This window comes from Pontibacter mucosus, from assembly GCF_003054055.1.
Taxonomy (GTDB): Bacteria; Bacteroidota; Bacteroidia; order Cytophagales; family Hymenobacteraceae; genus Pontibacter; species Pontibacter mucosus.
This window is the reverse complement of record NZ_QBKI01000002.1, coordinates 286,730-304,100: the sequence shown is the minus strand read 5'-3', so window position 1 is coordinate 304,100 and position 17,371 is coordinate 286,730. Positions and strand designations below refer to the sequence as shown.

General features: G+C 54.1%; 13 protein-coding genes and 1 riboswitch. Of the genes, 6 read left to right on the top strand and 7 right to left on the bottom strand.

Annotated features, from left to right (window positions below; translation table 11 throughout):
- Positions 1–191: 191 nt before the first annotated feature.
- From C8N40_RS04885 to C8N40_RS04875, 3 genes are all read left to right on the top strand, one after another.
- Entirely contained in the window at positions 192–911 is a 720-nt protein-coding gene (locus tag C8N40_RS04885; protein WP_108210664.1) for a phosphoadenylyl-sulfate reductase, read from the top strand.
- Positions 912–1,004: 93 nt separating this feature from the next.
- The gene (cysD, locus tag C8N40_RS04880; RefSeq protein ID WP_092103185.1) at positions 1,005–1,913 is read left to right on the top strand and encodes a sulfate adenylyltransferase subunit CysD; all 909 of its coding nucleotides are present in this window, start codon (positions 1,005–1,007) and stop codon (positions 1,911–1,913) included.
- The gene (locus C8N40_RS04875; RefSeq protein ID WP_108210663.1) at positions 1,913–3,169 is read left to right on the top strand and encodes a sulfate adenylyltransferase subunit 1; all 1,257 of its coding nucleotides are present in this window, start codon (positions 1,913–1,915) and stop codon (positions 3,167–3,169) included. The genes cysD and C8N40_RS04875 overlap by 1 nt, the downstream gene beginning before the upstream one ends.
- 596 nt (positions 3,170–3,765) lie before the next feature.
- Here C8N40_RS04875 and C8N40_RS04870 read toward each other — a convergent pair.
- From C8N40_RS04870 to C8N40_RS04850, 5 genes are all read right to left on the bottom strand, one after another.
- On the bottom strand, positions 3,766–4,182 hold the full coding sequence (locus tag C8N40_RS04870; RefSeq protein ID WP_108210662.1) for an OsmC family protein: 417 nt from the start codon (positions 4,180–4,182) through the stop codon (positions 3,766–3,768).
- Positions 4,183–4,521: 339 nt separating this feature from the next.
- Positions 4,522–5,688 carry a trans-sulfuration enzyme family protein gene (locus C8N40_RS04865; protein WP_108210661.1) on the bottom strand — a complete coding sequence of 389 codons (1,167 nt, stop codon included), beginning with the start codon at positions 5,686–5,688 and terminating at the stop codon, positions 4,522–4,524.
- Between the two features lie 46 nt (positions 5,689–5,734).
- On the bottom strand, positions 5,735–7,276 hold the full coding sequence (locus tag C8N40_RS23365) for a TSUP family transporter (protein WP_108210660.1): 1,542 nt from the start codon (positions 7,274–7,276) through the stop codon (positions 5,735–5,737).
- A 14-nt stretch (positions 7,277–7,290) separates the two neighbouring features.
- Positions 7,291–8,118, bottom strand: a complete 828-nt coding sequence (cobA, locus tag C8N40_RS04855) for a uroporphyrinogen-III C-methyltransferase (protein WP_108210659.1) — start codon at positions 8,116–8,118, stop codon at positions 7,291–7,293.
- A gap of 88 nt (positions 8,119–8,206) precedes the next feature.
- Positions 8,207–10,297 carry a HEPN domain-containing protein gene (locus C8N40_RS04850; protein ID WP_108210658.1) on the bottom strand — a complete coding sequence of 697 codons (2,091 nt, stop codon included), beginning with the start codon at positions 10,295–10,297 and terminating at the stop codon, positions 8,207–8,209.
- A gap of 494 nt (positions 10,298–10,791) precedes the next feature.
- Positions 10,792–10,894, bottom strand: a riboswitch (SAM riboswitch).
- Between the two features lie 197 nt (positions 10,895–11,091).
- On the opposite strand from C8N40_RS04850, the gene C8N40_RS04845 reads away from it, so the two are divergent.
- From C8N40_RS04845 to C8N40_RS04835, 3 genes are all read left to right on the top strand, one after another.
- Positions 11,092–12,042, top strand: coding sequence for a TolB family protein (locus C8N40_RS04845; RefSeq protein ID WP_108210657.1), 951 nt, complete (start codon positions 11,092–11,094; stop codon positions 12,040–12,042).
- 269 nt (positions 12,043–12,311) lie between these two features.
- A complete protein-coding gene (locus C8N40_RS04840; RefSeq protein ID WP_108210656.1) occupies positions 12,312–14,816 on the top strand; it encodes a TonB-dependent receptor in 2,505 nt (834 codons plus the stop codon).
- A 419-nt stretch (positions 14,817–15,235) separates the two neighbouring features.
- Positions 15,236–15,901: a YczE/YyaS/YitT family protein gene (locus C8N40_RS04835; protein WP_245904996.1), complete on the top strand. Its 666-nt coding sequence runs from the start codon at positions 15,236–15,238 to the stop codon at positions 15,899–15,901.
- Between the two features lie 48 nt (positions 15,902–15,949).
- Here the strand turns inward: C8N40_RS04835 and C8N40_RS04830 are convergent, their stop codons facing one another.
- Positions 15,950–16,222 carry a hypothetical protein gene (locus tag C8N40_RS04830; RefSeq protein ID WP_108210654.1) on the bottom strand — a complete coding sequence of 91 codons (273 nt, stop codon included), beginning with the start codon at positions 16,220–16,222 and terminating at the stop codon, positions 15,950–15,952.
- Between the two features lie 318 nt (positions 16,223–16,540).
- Positions 16,541–17,353: a carboxylesterase family protein gene (locus tag C8N40_RS04825; protein ID WP_108210653.1), complete on the bottom strand. Its 813-nt coding sequence runs from the start codon at positions 17,351–17,353 to the stop codon at positions 16,541–16,543.
- Positions 17,354–17,371: the final 18 nt, after the last annotated feature.

The window sequence follows — 17,371 nt, the reverse complement described above, 5'->3', positions numbered from 1 at the left end:
TACCGCCTCAGGAGTGTTGCTGTTGTTGCTGTTGCATGTGCTAAAATTGCACCTCCCGAACTTTTCCGGCTTGGCAGGCTTTATGTTAAGAGCCATAGCACAAACAGCAATTGCCTTGCAGCAGTCGCTGAACAGGTGCTGTTAATGCCCCGGAACCAGAAACCGACTTCAAAAGAGATTATTTATAAAGTATGGATTTATCACAGGAACTACTGGCCAAGCTCGACGTGCTGCGTACGGCACTGGCGGGTTTACCGGCAGCCGAAGGCCTTCGCCGCCTCACCAAGGAGTTTGAGGGCAGCATCGCCTTCTCCTCCAGTCTCGGTATCGAAGACCAGCTCATCACCCACTACATCTTTGAGCAGAACCTGCCCGTGCGCGTGTTCACCCTGGACACCGGCCGTCTCTTTAACGAGAGCTACACGCTGCTGCACAAAACCAACAAGCACTACGGCAAGAACATGGAAGTATACTTTCCGAAGCACGAGGCCGTGGAGCAGTTGGTGAATGAGAAGGGCCCGATGAGCTTCTACAACTCTATTGAAGACCGCAAGGAGTGTTGTTATATCCGCAAGGTGGAGCCCCTGAACCGCGCCCTGCAGGGGGTGCAGGTATGGGTAACCGGCATCCGCGCCGACCAATCGGGTGCGCGCCAGGACTTGCAGCTGCTGGAGTGGGACGAGGCGCACCAGCTCATTAAGTATAACCCGCTGCTAAATTATACTTTGGACGAGGTGCTAGCTACCGTAAAGGCCCTGCACATCCCCTACAACCCGCTGCACGACAAAGGTTTTGTCAGCATTGGCTGCGCCCCTTGTACCCGCGCCATCCAGCCGGGCGAGGACTTCCGCGCCGGCCGTTGGTGGTGGGAAGACAACTCCAAAAAAGAGTGCGGACTGCACGCCAAGTAAGTTAGAAAGTTAAAAAATTAGAGAGTTAGAAAGTGAAGGCTTGACAAAGCAATGTCATTCACTCATTCACTCAATCGCTCATTCAAAATTGATATGACAAAGAGATACCTGGACTACCTCGATCAGCTGGAAGCAGAGGCAATCCACATTATGCGCGAAGTGGCGGGGCAGTTCGAGAAGCCGGCCCTGCTTTTCTCAGGAGGAAAGGATTCGATTACGCTGGTGCGCCTGGCGGAGAAGGCGTTTCGCCCGGGCAAGTTCCCGTTTCCACTGGTACACATCGACACAGGCCACAACTTCCCGGAGGCCATCCGCTACCGCGACGAGCTTGCAGAGCGCCTGGGCGAGAAGCTAATCGTGCGAAACGTGGAGGACACTATCAAGCGAAAGAGCCTGTCGGAGCCGAAGGGCCGCTATGCCAGCCGCAACGCGCTGCAAACGCATACCCTGCTGGAAACGATTGAGGAATTTGGCTTTGATGCCTGTATCGGCGGTGCCCGCCGCGATGAGGAGAAGGCCCGTGCCAAGGAGCGCATCTTCTCGGTGCGCGACGAGTTTGGCCAGTGGGACCCGAAACGCCAGCGCCCTGAGCTGTGGAACATCTACAACGGCCGCGTCCACAAAGGCGAGAACGTGCGCGTGTTCCCTATCTCGAACTGGACGGAGCTGGACGTGTGGAACTACATCAAGCGCGAGGAAATCGAACTACCCAATATTTACTACACACACGAGCGCGAGTGCCTGGTGCGCGACGGCAAACTGATGGCCTGGTCTGACTTTATCTTCCAGGAGCCGGACGATGTGGTGGTGAAAAAGCAGGTGCGCTTCCGCACGGTGGGCGACATGACCTGTACCGCTGCCGTGGAAAGTATAGCCCACGACATTGATGGGGTAATCGCTGAGATTCTGGAGTCAAAGATAAGTGAGCGTGGCGCTACCCGTATCGACGACAAACTGTCTGAAACGGCAATGGAAGACCGCAAGAAAGGAGGATATTTTTAATGGACATTCTACGATTTATAACAGCCGGCAACGTAGACGACGGCAAGAGCACACTCATCGGCCGCCTGCTCTATGATACCAAACAGATATTTGCCGACCAACTGGAAGCCATTGAAAGTTCCGGCCGATTGAATGAGGACGGACAGGTGGACCTTTCCTTGCTCACAGACGGTCTGAAGGCAGAGCGCGAGCAGGGTATCACCATCGACGTGGCCTACAAGTACTTCTCCACCGAGAAGCGCAAGTTCATCATCGCCGATGCGCCGGGCCACATCCAGTATACCCGCAACATGGTAACGGGTGCGTCCAATTCAAACTTGTCTATTATACTTGTAGATGCCCGTAAAGGGGTGCAGGAGCAGACGCGTCGCCACTCTATCATTTCTTCGCTGTTAGGCATCCCGCACCTGGTTATCTGTATCAACAAAATGGACCTGGTGGGCTACGAGGAGCAGGTATATAACCAGATTGTGGAGGACTATAAGCAGTTTGCCAAAAAGCTGCGCGCCAAAGAAATCACCTTTATCCCGGTAAGTGCTCTGAAAGGCGACAACATCGTGGAAGGTTCCGAGCTGACCATGCCGTGGTACAAAGGTCCCAGCCTGCTGGAGCATTTGGAGCAGGTACCCGTGTCGCAGGACTTTAACCTGGAGGACGCGCGCTTCCCGGTGCAGTATGTGATCCGCCCGCTCACAGCCGAGCACCACGACTACCGCGGTTATGCCGGCAAAGTAATCAGCGGCACCTATAAGGCCGGTGATAAAGTGACGGTACAACCATCAGGCCAGACATCCACCATTAAATCTGTGGAACTGGGCGGCCAGGTGCTGGAAGAGGCCTTTGCCCCGATGTCGGTGGTGCTGCAACTGGAGGACGATGTGGACATTAGCCGTGGCGATATGATTGTGAAAGCCGCTGAAAACCTGGAAGTAGCGCAGGAGTTTGAGGCCGAGGTATGCTGGATGCACAACAAGGCCCTGAAGCCCGGCGCCAAGCTGCTGCTCCGCCACAACTCCACCGAAACCCGCTGCGTGGTGCGTAACATCGATTACAAAATCGACATCAACACACTCGACCACCTGGAGGACGTGGACCAGATACAACTGAACGACATCTGCCGTGTGCAGATAAAAGCTGCCTCCCCACTCCTGCTCGACAAGTATGCCGACAACCGCGCCAACGGCGGTTTTATATTGGTGGATGAGACTTCGTTTGCCACAGTAGGTGCCGGTATGGTAGCCGAGATTGAGTATTAACCACAAGTTTATACTTGTTATAAAAACAAAAAGCTGCTGCAGTTTATACTTGCAGCGGCTTTTTACTTTTATTTCTTCTCCTACCGCCAGTTTAAGCGAAGCGGAAACTGGTGGTGAAGTATGGCAGCCAGTTTGTAACTGGCACAGTTCATACTTATACTTCCGCCAGTTACAAACTGGCTTCATTAACTGCCCCAAGTTGCGCTGTCACTAAACTTGCGGCATGGATATCATTTGCCCTCGCTCGCCTCCGGCGAGTGTGCGTAATAGTTTGGCCTCTGGCCGCTTTTCCCTTTACCTGGGCCGTTACATTCTTTCTTATGGCGCGAGCGTCCACGCTCGTGACTGGCTATAGTTGGGCCTCTGGCCCAGTCGGATTGCAAATCCGACCTGATAAATAAGGCACGGGGTGCCTTGTCCCGAAGCATTTCGGGGAAATCCGCGCCAGCAAATGAAAGATGAGTATTAAGTGGCGGGACGCCACCAGAAAAGCGCACACTCGCCGGAGGCGAGCGAGGGAACCGAAGCTCACAGAAAAGCCGCTGCAGTTTATACTTGCAGCGGCTTTTTGTTTAATCAGCTCGTGCCTTCCTTGACTACTTCTCCAGCTCAAAAGTATAGCTGATCGTGGCGGTTTTGTAAAGTATGGCTGCCACTGAGCAGTATTTGTCCATCGACAGCTGGATGGCTTGTTGTACTTTCAGTTCTTCCAGTGGCCCGCCAAGTATAAAATGGATGTGGATTTGCTTAAATACCGAAGGCAATTCCCCCTGCTCCCGCTCCGCCTTCACGTTAATTTTGAAGGAGTCGATCTGCTGGCGCTTCTTTATTAATATCTGAATAACATCGATGGCGCTGCAGCCTCCAAGGCCCATGAGCAACATCTCCATCGGACGGGCGCCGGCGTTGTGGCCACCGATCTCCGGTGAGCCGTCTATGTTAATTTCCACTCCGGAGGCTCCTGTTGCCACAAAGTGAAAATCCTCGTCTACGCGTGTAAGGTTAACTTCCATGTGTTTAAATTGTTGCCTGCAAGCTATGGCTGCAGGTGGTGTAAAAGTAGATTTATACTTGATGAGTGGGCTTGAGAAATCTCACTGAATATAGCTGTCATCACTTTCCTTCTCCAAAGAGAAAATCTTAAGTTCTGATTTATGGTCTATCTAAGTTTTGACATGCTGTTAAGAAACTTGGTAGAGAAAGAGGGCCCCTACCCCCGGAGGTCAAGCTGCTGCTATATGCAACCAAGATCCTTTCAGAATGACAAAACGAAGAAAATGAATCGGATCTGCTCTTGAAGAGGCAGGTTAGATTTTCCGCTCTAACAACGAACAACTAATAACTAACAACTATTACACCCGATCCAGCGCCTGCTGTATGTCTGCGATGATGTCGCTTATACTTTCCAGCCCCACCGAAACGCGCACCAAACCCGGCGTGATACCCGTAGCCAGACGCTCCTGTTCGGTCAGTTTGGAGTGGGTGGTAGAGGCCGGATGGGTGACGATGGTGCGGGTATCGCCCAGGTTGGAGGTGATGCTCGCCATCTGCAGGTTATCGATAAAGCGTTTGGCCGCCTCGTAGCCGCCTTTTACTTCCAGCGTCACGATGCCGCCGCCTTGTTTCATCTGCTTTTTGGCTAGTTCATACTGCGGGAAGGACGGCAAAAACGGATAATTCACCTTCTCCAGCGCCGGGTGGTTTTCCAGCGCCTCGGCCAGTTTCAGGGCGTTTTCACAGTGCTTTTCCACGCGCAATTGCAGCGTCTCCAGGCTCTTGGACAGGATCCAGGCATTAAACGGCGAGATAGCCGGACCGGTGTGGCGGGCAAAGAAGCGGATCTGCGCGATCAGTTCTTTGGTGCCTACCGTTATGCCTCCCAATACGCGCCCCTGCCCATCGATATACTTGGTGGCCGAGTGTATTACCAGATCAGCGCCGTAGTCGGTGGGATTTTGAAGGATTGGGGTGGCAAAGCAGTTATCCACCACCAGCAGCAGGTTGTGCTTTTGCTTCAGTTCTCCCAGCCACGCCAGGTCAATCAGCTCCAGACCAGGGTTGGAGGGCGTCTCGATAAGTATAAGCTTGGTAGCCGGCGTGATCAGGTTTTCCCATTCTTCCGGATTGGCCGCATCGGCATACGTATAGCTAATACCCCACTTCGGAAAAATATTGGCCAGCAGCTGGTGCGTAGACCCAAATACGGAACGGCAGGCCAGCACATGATCGCCGGACTGCAGCAATGCCCCCAGCGTACCGAAAATAGCGCCCATCCCGGAGGCAAAGGCAAAACCGTCCTCGGCTTTCTCCAGGAAGCACATCTTCTGGAGCAGCTCATCTACGTTCGGGTTGGCGTAGCGGGAGTATACCTGCCCCTGCTCCTCTTCGGCAAAAACGGCGCGTGCCTGCTCAGCGTCCTCAAACGTGAAGCTGGAGGTAAGGTATAAGGGTACGGAGTGCTCCCGGTACTGGGAGCGTTGTGCCTGCAGGCGAATCGCCCCAGTCTCATTATCCTTCATGTATCGTGCGTAATAAGGTTAGTATAGATAAAGTATGGTGTCGGGATTACCAAGGCAGATCAAACGGCAAGGCCAGCACCATCAGCCTCAGGCTCACGATGATCACCACGATGCCCACGATGATCATCATCGTTTTAACCGGCAGCTTACGGGCCAGGTACGCGCCCAGCGGTGCGGCGATGGCTCCTCCCAGGATCAGGCCAAGTATAATCTGCCAATGAGAAATACCGGCAAAGGCCACAAAAGTAGCCGAGCTGGCCACTGACACAAAAAACTCAGCCAGGTTCACAGAGCCGATGGTATACATCGGGTTACGGCCTTTGGCAATAAGCGTGGAGGACACAATCGGCCCCCAGCCGCCACCGCCAATGGCATCCAGGAAGCCGCCTGCTGTGGCCAGAAACCCAAGTCTTTTCACCGGCTTCTTCTTTGTCTTCTTCCGCAACACTTTGCGCAGAATCAGAATGCCCAGAAACATGGTATAGGCGGCCACAATCGGCTTGATGACATAGAGGTAATCCTCGAAGGCATAGAGCAGGTAAGCTCCTAGTATGGCCCCCAGCACCCCGGGCAGCACGATGCTTTTGAACAACTTGCTGTTTACGTTCTTGAACTTCAGGTGCATCCAGCCCGACACGCCGGAGGTAAAAATCTCAGAGGCATGCACACTGGCACTGGCCGCCACCGGACTCACCCCTACGCTCAGCAGGAAAGTGGTGGCACTCACGCCATAGGCCATCCCCAGGGCACCGTCTATCAGCTGGGCCACGAAGCCGGCAAGTATAAAAATGAGGATGCCGGAGTCGACCTCGGAGGCAATGTCCATGGCGACGGTGCCGATGGTTTGCAGCGGAATGTAGCTGAAGAGCAAATGGCCGGTCACCATCAGGGCAATCACCGCTGTCAGGGTGGCCAGCACGTAGGTAAAGCGGTAGCGGTAGCGCTTCTTGGGCAGCGGGTTCACCAGCCCCTCCGTCAGGTGGTTCAGCTGCCGGACTTTCTCCGTGAAATCGCCGCTGAGCTGTGTGCGGATTTTACCCAGCTTGCCCAGCACCTGGTCTATCTCGTCGGGGAAGGCCTCGTTGAGCACCTCTTTCACCCGCTTGGCCACCGTGGGCGATTTGCCGTTGGTAGAGATGCCCAGCTTCAGGCTGCCTTTCTGCACCACCGAGCCCAGGTAAAAATCGCACTGCTCCGGGGTATCGGCTACGTTGGTGAGTATTTTCCTGGATTTGGCCAGATCGCGGATGGCCTTGTTAAGAATATGATCGTCTGTGGCAATCAGGGCTAGATCCACGCCCGCCAGGTCTTCGTCCTGAAACTCCCGCACGACCACCTCCACGTGTGGGTGCCTGGCGGCCAAAGTCCAGATAGCGGTGTGCACCTCCGGGGCCACCAGCCGCACCTGTGCCTTGGGGCTGTTGGCAAGTATAGCCGACAATTTTTCTAACCCTACGGCTCCGCCTCCCACGACCAAGGTCTGCAAGTCCTCCAGTTTCATGAAAACCGGAAACAGCGGATTGCTCACTTCTCCATTCTCCTGCGCCACTACGGGCTCGGGCAGATTATTATCTTGGAGATTATCCATCTAATCAATTGTTTTTATACTTCCACAGCAACAGGCTTCTGCTGCAGCAAATCCAGGGTATAGCGCAGGGCAGGGTGATAATTGACTACCTCTCCCAGCACGATAACCGCGGGCGCCCCTACTTGCTTTGCCTCCACGCGCTCCACGATGTTGTGCACATTGCCCAAAGCAATCTTTTCGTCGGGCAAAGAGCCGTTCTGAATCACTGCCACCGGTGTGTCTGCTTTGCCGGCTGCTGCGAAGATTCCCGAAATTTGCGCTAATTTACTCACTCCCATCAGAATTATCACTGTCGAATTGGTTTGAGCGGCCAAACTAACGTCGGCAGATACCTCTCCGGAGCTTGTCGTGCCGGTTATAACCCAAAAACTCTCGTTCACGCCGCGGATAGTGAGCGGGATCTGCTGCAGCTCGGGCACCGCAATAGAACTGGAGATGCCCGGCACCACCGCCGTCGGGATGTTATACTTGTCGGCGTGCGCCAGCTCCTCATAGCCGCGGCCAAACACAAAAGAGTCGCCGCCCTTCAGGCGCACCACGTGCCCATGCGCATAGGCCGAGTCCACAATCAGGTTATTAATCTCGTCCTGCGTCAGGTGATGCTTGCCCAGCCGCTTGCCCACGAAGATTTTGGGTGCCGTGGCCGGGGCATGCTTTAGCAGCTCCGGGTTCACCAGTGCATCGTAGAGCACCACGTCGGCCTGCTGCAGTGCCTTTACACCTTTCAGGGTGATGAGCTCTTCATCGCCGGGGCCTGCGCCAACCAGCGTAAGTTTGGGCAGTTTATACTTTGGGGTAATTGCCTGTTGTGCAGTATTTTTTATTTTTCTTCTTGATGCCATGTCGTTTAAATTCTGAATGAGTGAATGAGTGGATGCGTGAATGTGGATGTTAAAGAATCAGATTTTATCTTTCCTGAAACTCGCTCATTCACGCATTCACAATTTCTTTCCTGTAGTGGTTAGCCTGCTGCAAAAACAAGAGCGCCTGGCTTAGGTATTCTGTTGCAAAGCCCTCGCTAGGCTCGTGCTGGTTAATTTGCAGCACACTACTTTTAAAGTCAGGCGCAAACGAAAAAAGGCCCGTCTCTACAAAATGCGTATCGAACTCCTGCAGGATGCTGTGCTGGGTGTTGGTGCTCACGCTCTTGTCGAGCAGCAGGGCTTTGGCCGTGCTGATGAAGGCGGCGTAGCCGTAGTAGATGGCATCGGCAAAGCGCTGCTCTTCCAGCGCCTCCGCCGCCCATTCCAGCTTCTCGTCGGCCTCATACAGCAGCGTCGCTACCAAGTCAATCATCACGCCCGCGCACTCGCCCACTCCTATCGCCGGCTGAAAGCCATCCTGGTGCCCCCAATCCACAAAGTCTTGAGCGGTTAGCGTGGTCAGGTCCGTCAGCGGTTTCAGCAGCTGGTAGAAATAGTCTTTGCCGTTGCGGTCGTAGTAGGCGTTGAAGGTTTCTCCCTCCTGCTTGTTTGCCAGGTAATCGTTGAGCACGTAGCGCAGCACCTCTGGTCCGCGTTTGCTGGGCACTTTCAGGAGTTTCTGAGCGATGCGGCCTTCGCCGTTCTGCACCGTGCCGCCGCCGAGCAGCACCTGCAGGGCCGGCAGCACACTTTTACCGCTCTTGAGCGAGGAGCCATGGAAACCCAGGTTGGCCATGCCGTGCTGGCCGCAGGAGTTCATACAGCCGCTAATTTTGATTTTAAAGTCGGTGTTGAACAGCATCTCCGGGTACTCCTGCACTAGCACCTGCTCCAGCACTTTGGTAATATTGGTGCTGTTGGAGATGCCCAGGTTACAGGTGTCGGTGCCGGGGCAGGTGGTGATGTCGGCGGTACTATTAAAGCCCGGCTCAGCCAGGCCCAGATCATCGAGCCGGGCAAAAACGTAAGGCAGGGCCTCCTCGCGCACATACTTGAGCAGCAGGTTCTGCCCCTGCGTCACGCGCAGTTCGTCGGCTGCAAAGTCGCGCACCAGGGGCACCAATTGGCGGGCGGTGGTGGTGCTGATGTCACCAATCTGTACTTTGAGGTAGATGCCGTAAAAGCCGTCCTGCTTCTGCCGGAACACATTCGTTTTTAACCACTTTTCATACTTATCGGTATCCTCCAGCACAAAATCCGGAATCTCCCTGGCGGCAGGTGGCGCGGCGTTGAAATCTATACTTTTATCGATTTCGAAGCTGTGTGACTTGAGGGCCTTGTACTCCTCGTTTACCAGGCGCAGCACCTCTTCCAGCCCCAGTTTGCCAATCAGGTACTTGAACCGCGCTTTGTTGCGGTTGTTGCGCTCCCCGTAGCGGTCGAAGATACGCAGCACGCCCTCTATGAAAGGTATAACTTTATCCTCCGGCAGGAACTCAAAAGCCGTATGCGCCAGTACCGGTTGCGCCCCCAGGCCGCCCCCAATCAGTACTTTAAAGCCGCGCTGGCCATCTTTTATTTTCGGGATAAAGCCCAAATCGTGCAGATACGACATGGCCGTGTCGGAGTCGCTGGAGGAGAAGGACATCTTGAACTTGCGGCCCATCTCCTGGCAAATCGGGTTGCGCAGGAAATAGCGGAAGGTGGCATCGGCGTAGGGCGACACATCGAACGGCTCCTCGGGGTCAATGCCGGCCTCGGGCGAGGCAGTTACGTTACGTACGGTGTTACCGCAGGCCTCCCGGATGGTGATGTCGTCCTCTTCCAGTTTGGCCCAAAGCTCCGGCGTCCGGTCCAGGCTCACAAAGTGAATTTGGATGTCCTGGCGCGTGGTCAGGTGCAGGTTGCCGGTTGAGTACTCGTCGGAGATGTCGGCGATGCGGAGCAGCTGCTGCGTTGTCAGCCTGCCGAAAGGCAGCTTGATGCGCACCATCTGCACGCCCAGTTGCCGCTGCCCGTACACGCCCCGGGCCAGGCGCAGGCTCTTGAACTTGTCTTCCTGCAGCTTGCCCTCTCGGTACAGCCGGATCTTCTTTTCCAGCTCAATAATGTCTTTGGCTACCAGCGGGTTCTCTATTTCGGATCTGAAACTTTGCATAATGATTCTTGAAGTATAAAAGCCACCAAAGCGGCGTGAAGTATAAAAAAGGTATGGGAACGCCTGACACGGCCAGGTAGGGCTGCGCGGCTAAGAAATCTACAAAGGCAGGTTATACTTAACAGGCACGCATACCACCATACTGCTGGCAACAGCATGCACATGTTGGTATGGAGCTACAATGGGCCTGAGGCCATGTTTGGGAAAAGTATAAAAACGGAGTATTTGCTGCTGTACGCATACCTGTGCTACAAAGCGCCCGGGCTGCCATACTATAAAAGGATAGCTGCAGCTACAGACGCGTGAAAAAATGAAGACAAATGGCCTGGAGAGCTGCCTTACAAAAGCAGCAAAAAAGTAGAAGGCCGAAATCAGGAATGATTTTTAGCAGGTACAACAGCAACAACAACACATCGCAGCAGCAAGGGTAAAGCTGTGTCGGGAATAAGGGCTTCCGAATGTAGGGATGTTTTGTGTTGTGTTCATGGTGTTGTCATTTATATTTTCCCGTTGTTGGGCAGGACTTGGCACCTTTCCAAGGAGGATGGTTGCCAGAGGGTCACAGAGCCTGTTCTCTCGCCTCTTCGTCTATAAATTTCTTGCGGTCAGCAATACTATTCAGGGCAAATGTACTCAAAATTTGCAAAAAGGATATCATCTGACATTTTTTTCCTGCTCTCTTACAGCGCAGAACTGGCAACGAAATGATAGTCCGGGAAAAACTTTTGCAGGCCGGGATTGGCGTAAGGCTATTTTTTTCATCTTTGCGGCCACAAGACCTATAACCATAAACTATGAAAAAAATGTTTTTACTGGCGGCCCTTGCTGCCCCTGCCCTGGCGTTGGCGCAAAGTCCGCCGGCAACCACCACAGCCAATGCGGCCCCTCAGCCTGCCCTGCTGGCTCCGGGCGTTATCTCGGCCGGCGGGCACGAGTTTAACGTTACCCTCACCCCGGACGGCAACACCCTCTACTTCTCCCGGGCCCGCATCAACTGGAGCCAGATTACCATCATGGAGAGCCGCAAGGATAAACGGGGTAATTGGGGCGCTCCGCAGGTGGCCTCTTTCTCCGGCATCTACCGCGATACCGACCCGTTTATCTCTCCAGACGGCAAAAGGCTATACTTTATCTCCGACCGCCCCGGTGCCGGAAAGGCAGCAGGCGATTACAGCATCTGGTTCTGCGACCTGAAGCAAGGAAAATGGGGAGAGCCACAGCTGCTGGAAGGCCCCATCAACGACCTGGGTGCCGTTTACTATCCCTCCATCGACGAGAACGGGTATTTATACTTCAGCGCCAACCAAGGCCGTGACTCTGATTTGTACCGATGCCGCGTGGAAGGCAACAAGGCCTCTGCCCCTGAGTTGCTTCCCTTTAATTCCCCGCAGGTGCGCGACCTGGACCCTATCATCTCCCCCAAAGGCAACATGCTGATCTTTAGCAGCGTGGGACGTGGCAACACCCCGGGCTCTGACCTGTATGTGAGTTTTAAGCAGGGCGAGGGGTGGAGTGAGCCCAAGGCGCTTGGTGCCAACATCAACACTCCCGGCAATGAAGGCCAGGCAGGTATCTCGCCGGACGCCAGGACGCTGTACTTCACAACGGCCAGGCTCGTAGAGCCAGCCCCTCGCGCTACCCGTGCCGATGCCAGGAAAGTGGAAAGCGAGTTGCTCAGCCACGAAAACGGGCTGGGTAACATCTACTTCGTAGACATCAGCGGGCTGTCTCCGGATACGCTCTAACATGCCGGCTGCCCCTGCAGTGGGGCAGCCTTTTTTTCATCCCTTCTGTCACTTATTTCCGGCTACGCCAGCCACACCGACAAAACCGCCTTTTGTACCTACCAACGCCTTATCGGCAACCACAGGCTATTCATATAGAAATGCCGTGCATTGGTATATTCTGTTTTTTCAGTACAGATCTACAGCATTACTTTGTAGCGTGAAGAAATAGCAGCGCATGTATGAAAAAGCCTTACACCTTACTTAACCGACCACTAAACGCTTAAACTATGAAGAAACAGTTACTACTAATCCTGCTGGGGCTAAGCACCACGGCAGGATGGGCGCAGGCACCGCAGCCGGCAAGCCCGCAACAGCAACAAGCCGCCATGCCCGCCCCAAAAGGCAATGCCAAGATTAGCGGGGTGGTGCTGGATTCTGATACCAAGCAGCCTATCGAGTTTGCTACCGTGGCCCTGATTAACATGAGCACAGGCAAGGCAATAGATGGCACCATGGCCGACGACAAAGGCCGCTTTACGATACAAAAAGTAGCAGCCGGCAAGTATAAGCTCAATGTGTCGTTCCTGGGCTACCAGCAACAGGCCGTAGAGAACGTTACGGTCAGCTCTGATAATGCTGAGGTAAATGTGGGCACCATTTCCCTGGCTTCCGACGCCCAGAAACTGAGCGAGGTGGTGGTTACCGGCGAGAAGCCGCTGGTGGAGGAGAAAATCGACCGCACCGTGTACAACGCCGAGAAAGATATTACCAATACGGGTGGCAACGCCGCCGACGTGCTGCAGAAAGTACCGGCCTTGAGCGTGGACACCGACGGCAACGTGCAGCTGCGTGGCAGCGGCAACGTACGCGTGCTCATCAACAACAAGCCGTCTTCCATCATGGCGGGCAGCGTGGCAGACGCCCTGAAGCAGATACCGGCGGACATGATCAAAACCGTGGAGGTGATCACCAGCCCGTCAGCCAAGTATGACGCTGAGGGAACGGCCGGCATCATCAACATCATTACCAAAAAAGACAGTGGAATAGAGGGTGTGAGCGGCTCTGTGGCGGTTACGGGAGGCACGCGCGCCAGCAACGGCAACGCCAGCCTGAACGTGCGCCGCGGCAAGCTGGGCATCAACGCCACCGGCAGCGGGGTGCACTTCTACAACCACGGCGACATGAGCAACATCACCACTTTCAGAAGTGAGGGCGATGTGCAGAACCGTCGTGAGCAGTACGGCGACACCAAGATCCGTGGCGCCTTCATGAACGCGCAGCTTGGCTTCGACTACGACATCAACGCCAAAAACACCATTTCCGGCGGTGTGCGCCGCAACGGCGGTCAGTTCAGAATGGAGAACGACCAGACGCAGCGCTTCACTGAGAATGGTGTGGAAGATCCGGCCTATACTTTCAATACCGACATCGAGAACCGTAACAAGCGTTTGGGCACCGATCTGAACCTGGACTACGTGCACACCTTCGGTAAGCAGGGCCACGAGCTGGCGATTCTCTCGCAGTATACCATGACGGACACCGATACCCGCAACTACCAGGACCGTTATACTGCCGGCGAGGAGCCGTTTTACCTGCAGCGCAACAACAACGACGGGGCTAACAACGAATTGACTTTCCAGGCCGATTATGTTCATCCTTTTGAGAACAAAACCACCCTGGAGCTGGGTGCTAAGTCCATCTTCCGCGATGTGAAGAGTGATGGCTTTTACCGCGATATTTTCGTGGCAGAGAATGGCTCAGCTAACAGCAACCTGAACTTCGATTATGCGCAGGATGTGTACGCCTCTTACTTTACGTACGGCTTTGCCATCAAGAAACTCAACTTTAAAGTAGGTGCCCGCTACGAGCACACCGAGATTGCCGGAGACTACTTCCAGGTGCTGGAGAATGGCAGCGAGGAGCGCGAGAAGTACTCCGACAGCTACGACAACCTGATCCCAAGTATAGCTTTGTCTTATACGTTAAAGGAGAAGCACACGCTGAAGGCCAACTTCACGCAGCGTATCCAGCGTCCGTCATTGTTCTTCCTCAACCCGTTTGACCAGGAGCAGGCACCCGGAACAATCGTACGCGGTAACCCTCGCCTGGATGCCGAGCTGACTGACCTGTATGAACTGGGCTACAGCACCTATTTCAAGACAGCTTCTATCAGCGCCAACCTGTACATGCGCGAAACCGACAACGCCATCGAGACAGTGCCGGACCTGGAGGGAGACAACACCATCCTCACTTTTGCCAACGTGGCCCAGAACAAGACCTACGGTGTCAGCCTGTTCGGTTCTATTAAGCCTGTGAAAGCCTGGACGGTAAGCGGCAGCTCCAACATTTACTATGTAGACCTGCAGAGCACGCTGTACGAGAACAGCGGCTGGATGTACAACATCAATGGTAACACCTCTTACGACTTCGGCAAGGGCTTCAGTGCCCAGTTTAACGGGGGCTTTAACTCGCGCAGAATTCAGCTGCAGGGCAAGTTTGCCTCCTTCTCCTTCCACTCGCTGGCCTTTAAAAAGGAGCTGTTCGAGGGCAAGGGCGGCCTGAGTCTGGGCCTGGACAACCCCTTCCGCAAGAGCATGAAGATGAACAACGACGTGGAGGCCATTGACTTCACGCAGCGCATGCGCATCAACAACTACAACCGCGGCGCCCGTGTTACCTTCGACTACCGCTTCGGTAAGATGGAAAAACAGAAGATGCCACGCCGCAAGCGCAGCATCCGCAACGACGACACCAAGCAAGGCGACGGCAACGGCGGAGCCGGCGGCTTATAAGCCTCAGAAAGTATAACTACTACCTACCTAAGGCCCCGTCTGCACAAGGCGGGGCTTTTTTGTTTAGTATTTATACTTCTGCAGGGAGCTTTCAGCTGGCTTTACACCCCTGTTGAGCGCTGCTCGCAAACAGCGAACTCTCGTTCTTGTTTGTCCTCAAGGGGACAATTTTCTCACTGCTGCTCCGGATTTGCAATCCGGAGCTTTTTAAAAGCGGATTTGCAATCCGCCTCCAATGCCCGTAGCTCCCGCCTCTGCCGCTGCGGATTACAAATCCGCGGTTCCTATACTTTCGGATTGTAAATCCGAAAGAGCATATCATATCATAGTATGGCTGTCATCCTAAATTGCATCCCGCGCAGCAGGGGTAATTTAGCGAAAGCATAGGGCGGAACAGCCAGAATGACTAAACTTGCAGCATGGCTTCTTTGAATATGGATAACCTGCGCCACTGGGCGATTCGCTATACTTTCTTTTTCCTCGGACTGGTTTTATTCGGCCTTGGCATCGCCATTTCCGTGAAGGTACGGCACCTGGGCCTGCACCCCTGGGATGTGCTGAACGTGGCCCTCACGGACAAATTTGGCTGGAGCATCGGCACCTGGAGCGTGCTGGTGGGCATGGTGGTGATACTTTCCTCCCTCCTGATCAGCCGCAAGTACATCAACATCGGCACCTTCCTCAACGCGCTGCTCATCGGTCCCTTCGTAGATTTTTTCCTGTGGCTGGATTTCCTGCCCGGCGCCAGTTATACCTGGTTTGATTACGGGTGGCTGCTGCTGGGCATCCTGATAGTCGGGATGGCAGGCGGGTTGTATGTGGCGGGCGGCATTGGTGCCGGTCCGCGCGATGGCTTTATGCTGTCCATCGCAGACCGCACCAAACTCTCGGTTAGCAAGGCCAGGATTATGGTGGAGAGCGTGGTGCTGGTGATTGGTTTACTGCTGGGTGGGCCGGTCCATGTGGTCACGTTTCTGTACACGCTCATCCTGAGCCCGGTTTTCCAGGTATCGCTGCGCCTGTTTGCCAAGCTGCGGATAGCTTTGGCCGGAGAGCTGCCCTCGGAAGTAAAAGTGAAAGTATAACAGGAGGCTATAAAAGCAAAAAAGCAGCCGTTTGGCTGCTTTCAAAGGTTACTTTTTCAGGGTGTCGTAAAGCTTTTTCGACTTTACGTGCAGCGAAAACCAGTCGTAGTTGCTGCGAAGCATGTTGAAGGTGCTCCCTTCTACCACGCCGTTCGTGCCCTTCTTGGCCAGCGCCTCGGCAATCACCTCGTCCTGGATAACGAAGGAGTCTACTACTAAACCGCCATTAACGAAGGAGCAGGCGAGCCCTTTATCATCCTGCTTGTAAAGTAAAGTGTTACTCTTTTTCAAGCTACTCTCGATTCTTTCCAGTTCTTTCATAGTATAAATAATTCTAAATCATAGACAAGCGGCAGGTGCTTAAAGTTCAAAGCTAAGCAAGAATATCACAAATATTTCTGATTATGGGCCAACGTCTCTAAAAATAATGTGAATGAATCCTGAAAGCATCTAATCAGTGTTTTTGCTATACTTAAGAATGAGCCAGAGGTTTAGCGTCCCGTGTTATTTTTTTGTTACTCCAACATTCCGAAGTATCTAAATCTTTATAGGTCAGGCCACTTACACCTACACAGGCGGGCAAAGAAAAAGGCAGCAAATGCTGCCTTTTCCCCCTTCGTTATACTTAGTGCTACGCTTTCACTTCTCCTGCGAGAAAAGCCACCGCAGCAACTCCGGCTCCCGGAAAGCATTATCCCAGCTGTTGTGGTTCACACCCGGATATACCGTCAGCTTGACGTTGCCGCCGGCATTCTCGATGGCCCCGGCCATGATTCTGGAGTGCTCCACCGGCACCACTCCGTCTTCCTCCCCATGGAAAATCCAGAAGCTTTCTACCTTTTTGGCATACTTGCGGGCCATCTCCGGCGCCCCGCCACCGCAGATTGGGAAAGCCGCTGCAAAGGTTTTGGGCTGACGCCACAGCAGCTCGAAGGTGCCCATGCCCCCCATCGAAAGGCCGCCCAAATACACCCGATCTTTGTCGACGTTCCCACTTTTGCGCAGCTGCTTCAGCAGTCCCATCAGCGCCGCCATCGCTCGGGTAGGCTCCCCTCCTGCCTGAAAGTTAAAGGTACGCTGCCCCTGCGCGTTGGGCACGATGTTCACGTTAGACCAGTAGCTGTCCTTGGGGCACTGCGGAAACACCACAATGGCCGGGAATTGCTCCTGTTCGTCCAGAAACCGTTTGGCCCCATACACCAGTTGCGCCTCGTTGTTGGTGCCGCGCTCGCCGGCTCCGTGCAGCACCAGCACCAGAGGGTACTTTTTCTTCTGATCGAAGCTTTTCGGGTAGAGGATGCGGTAAGGCAGCGTATCATTGCCCTGCACGTATACCTGGCGCTCGTACGCATCCAGTTCACCCTGCGCCTGGGTAGTTATACTTGCCAGCAACAGGAGCAAGAGTGTTACAAGTGAGCATTTATACGTTAGGGTGTGTTTATACTTTATCATGTCGCGCTATTTATACTT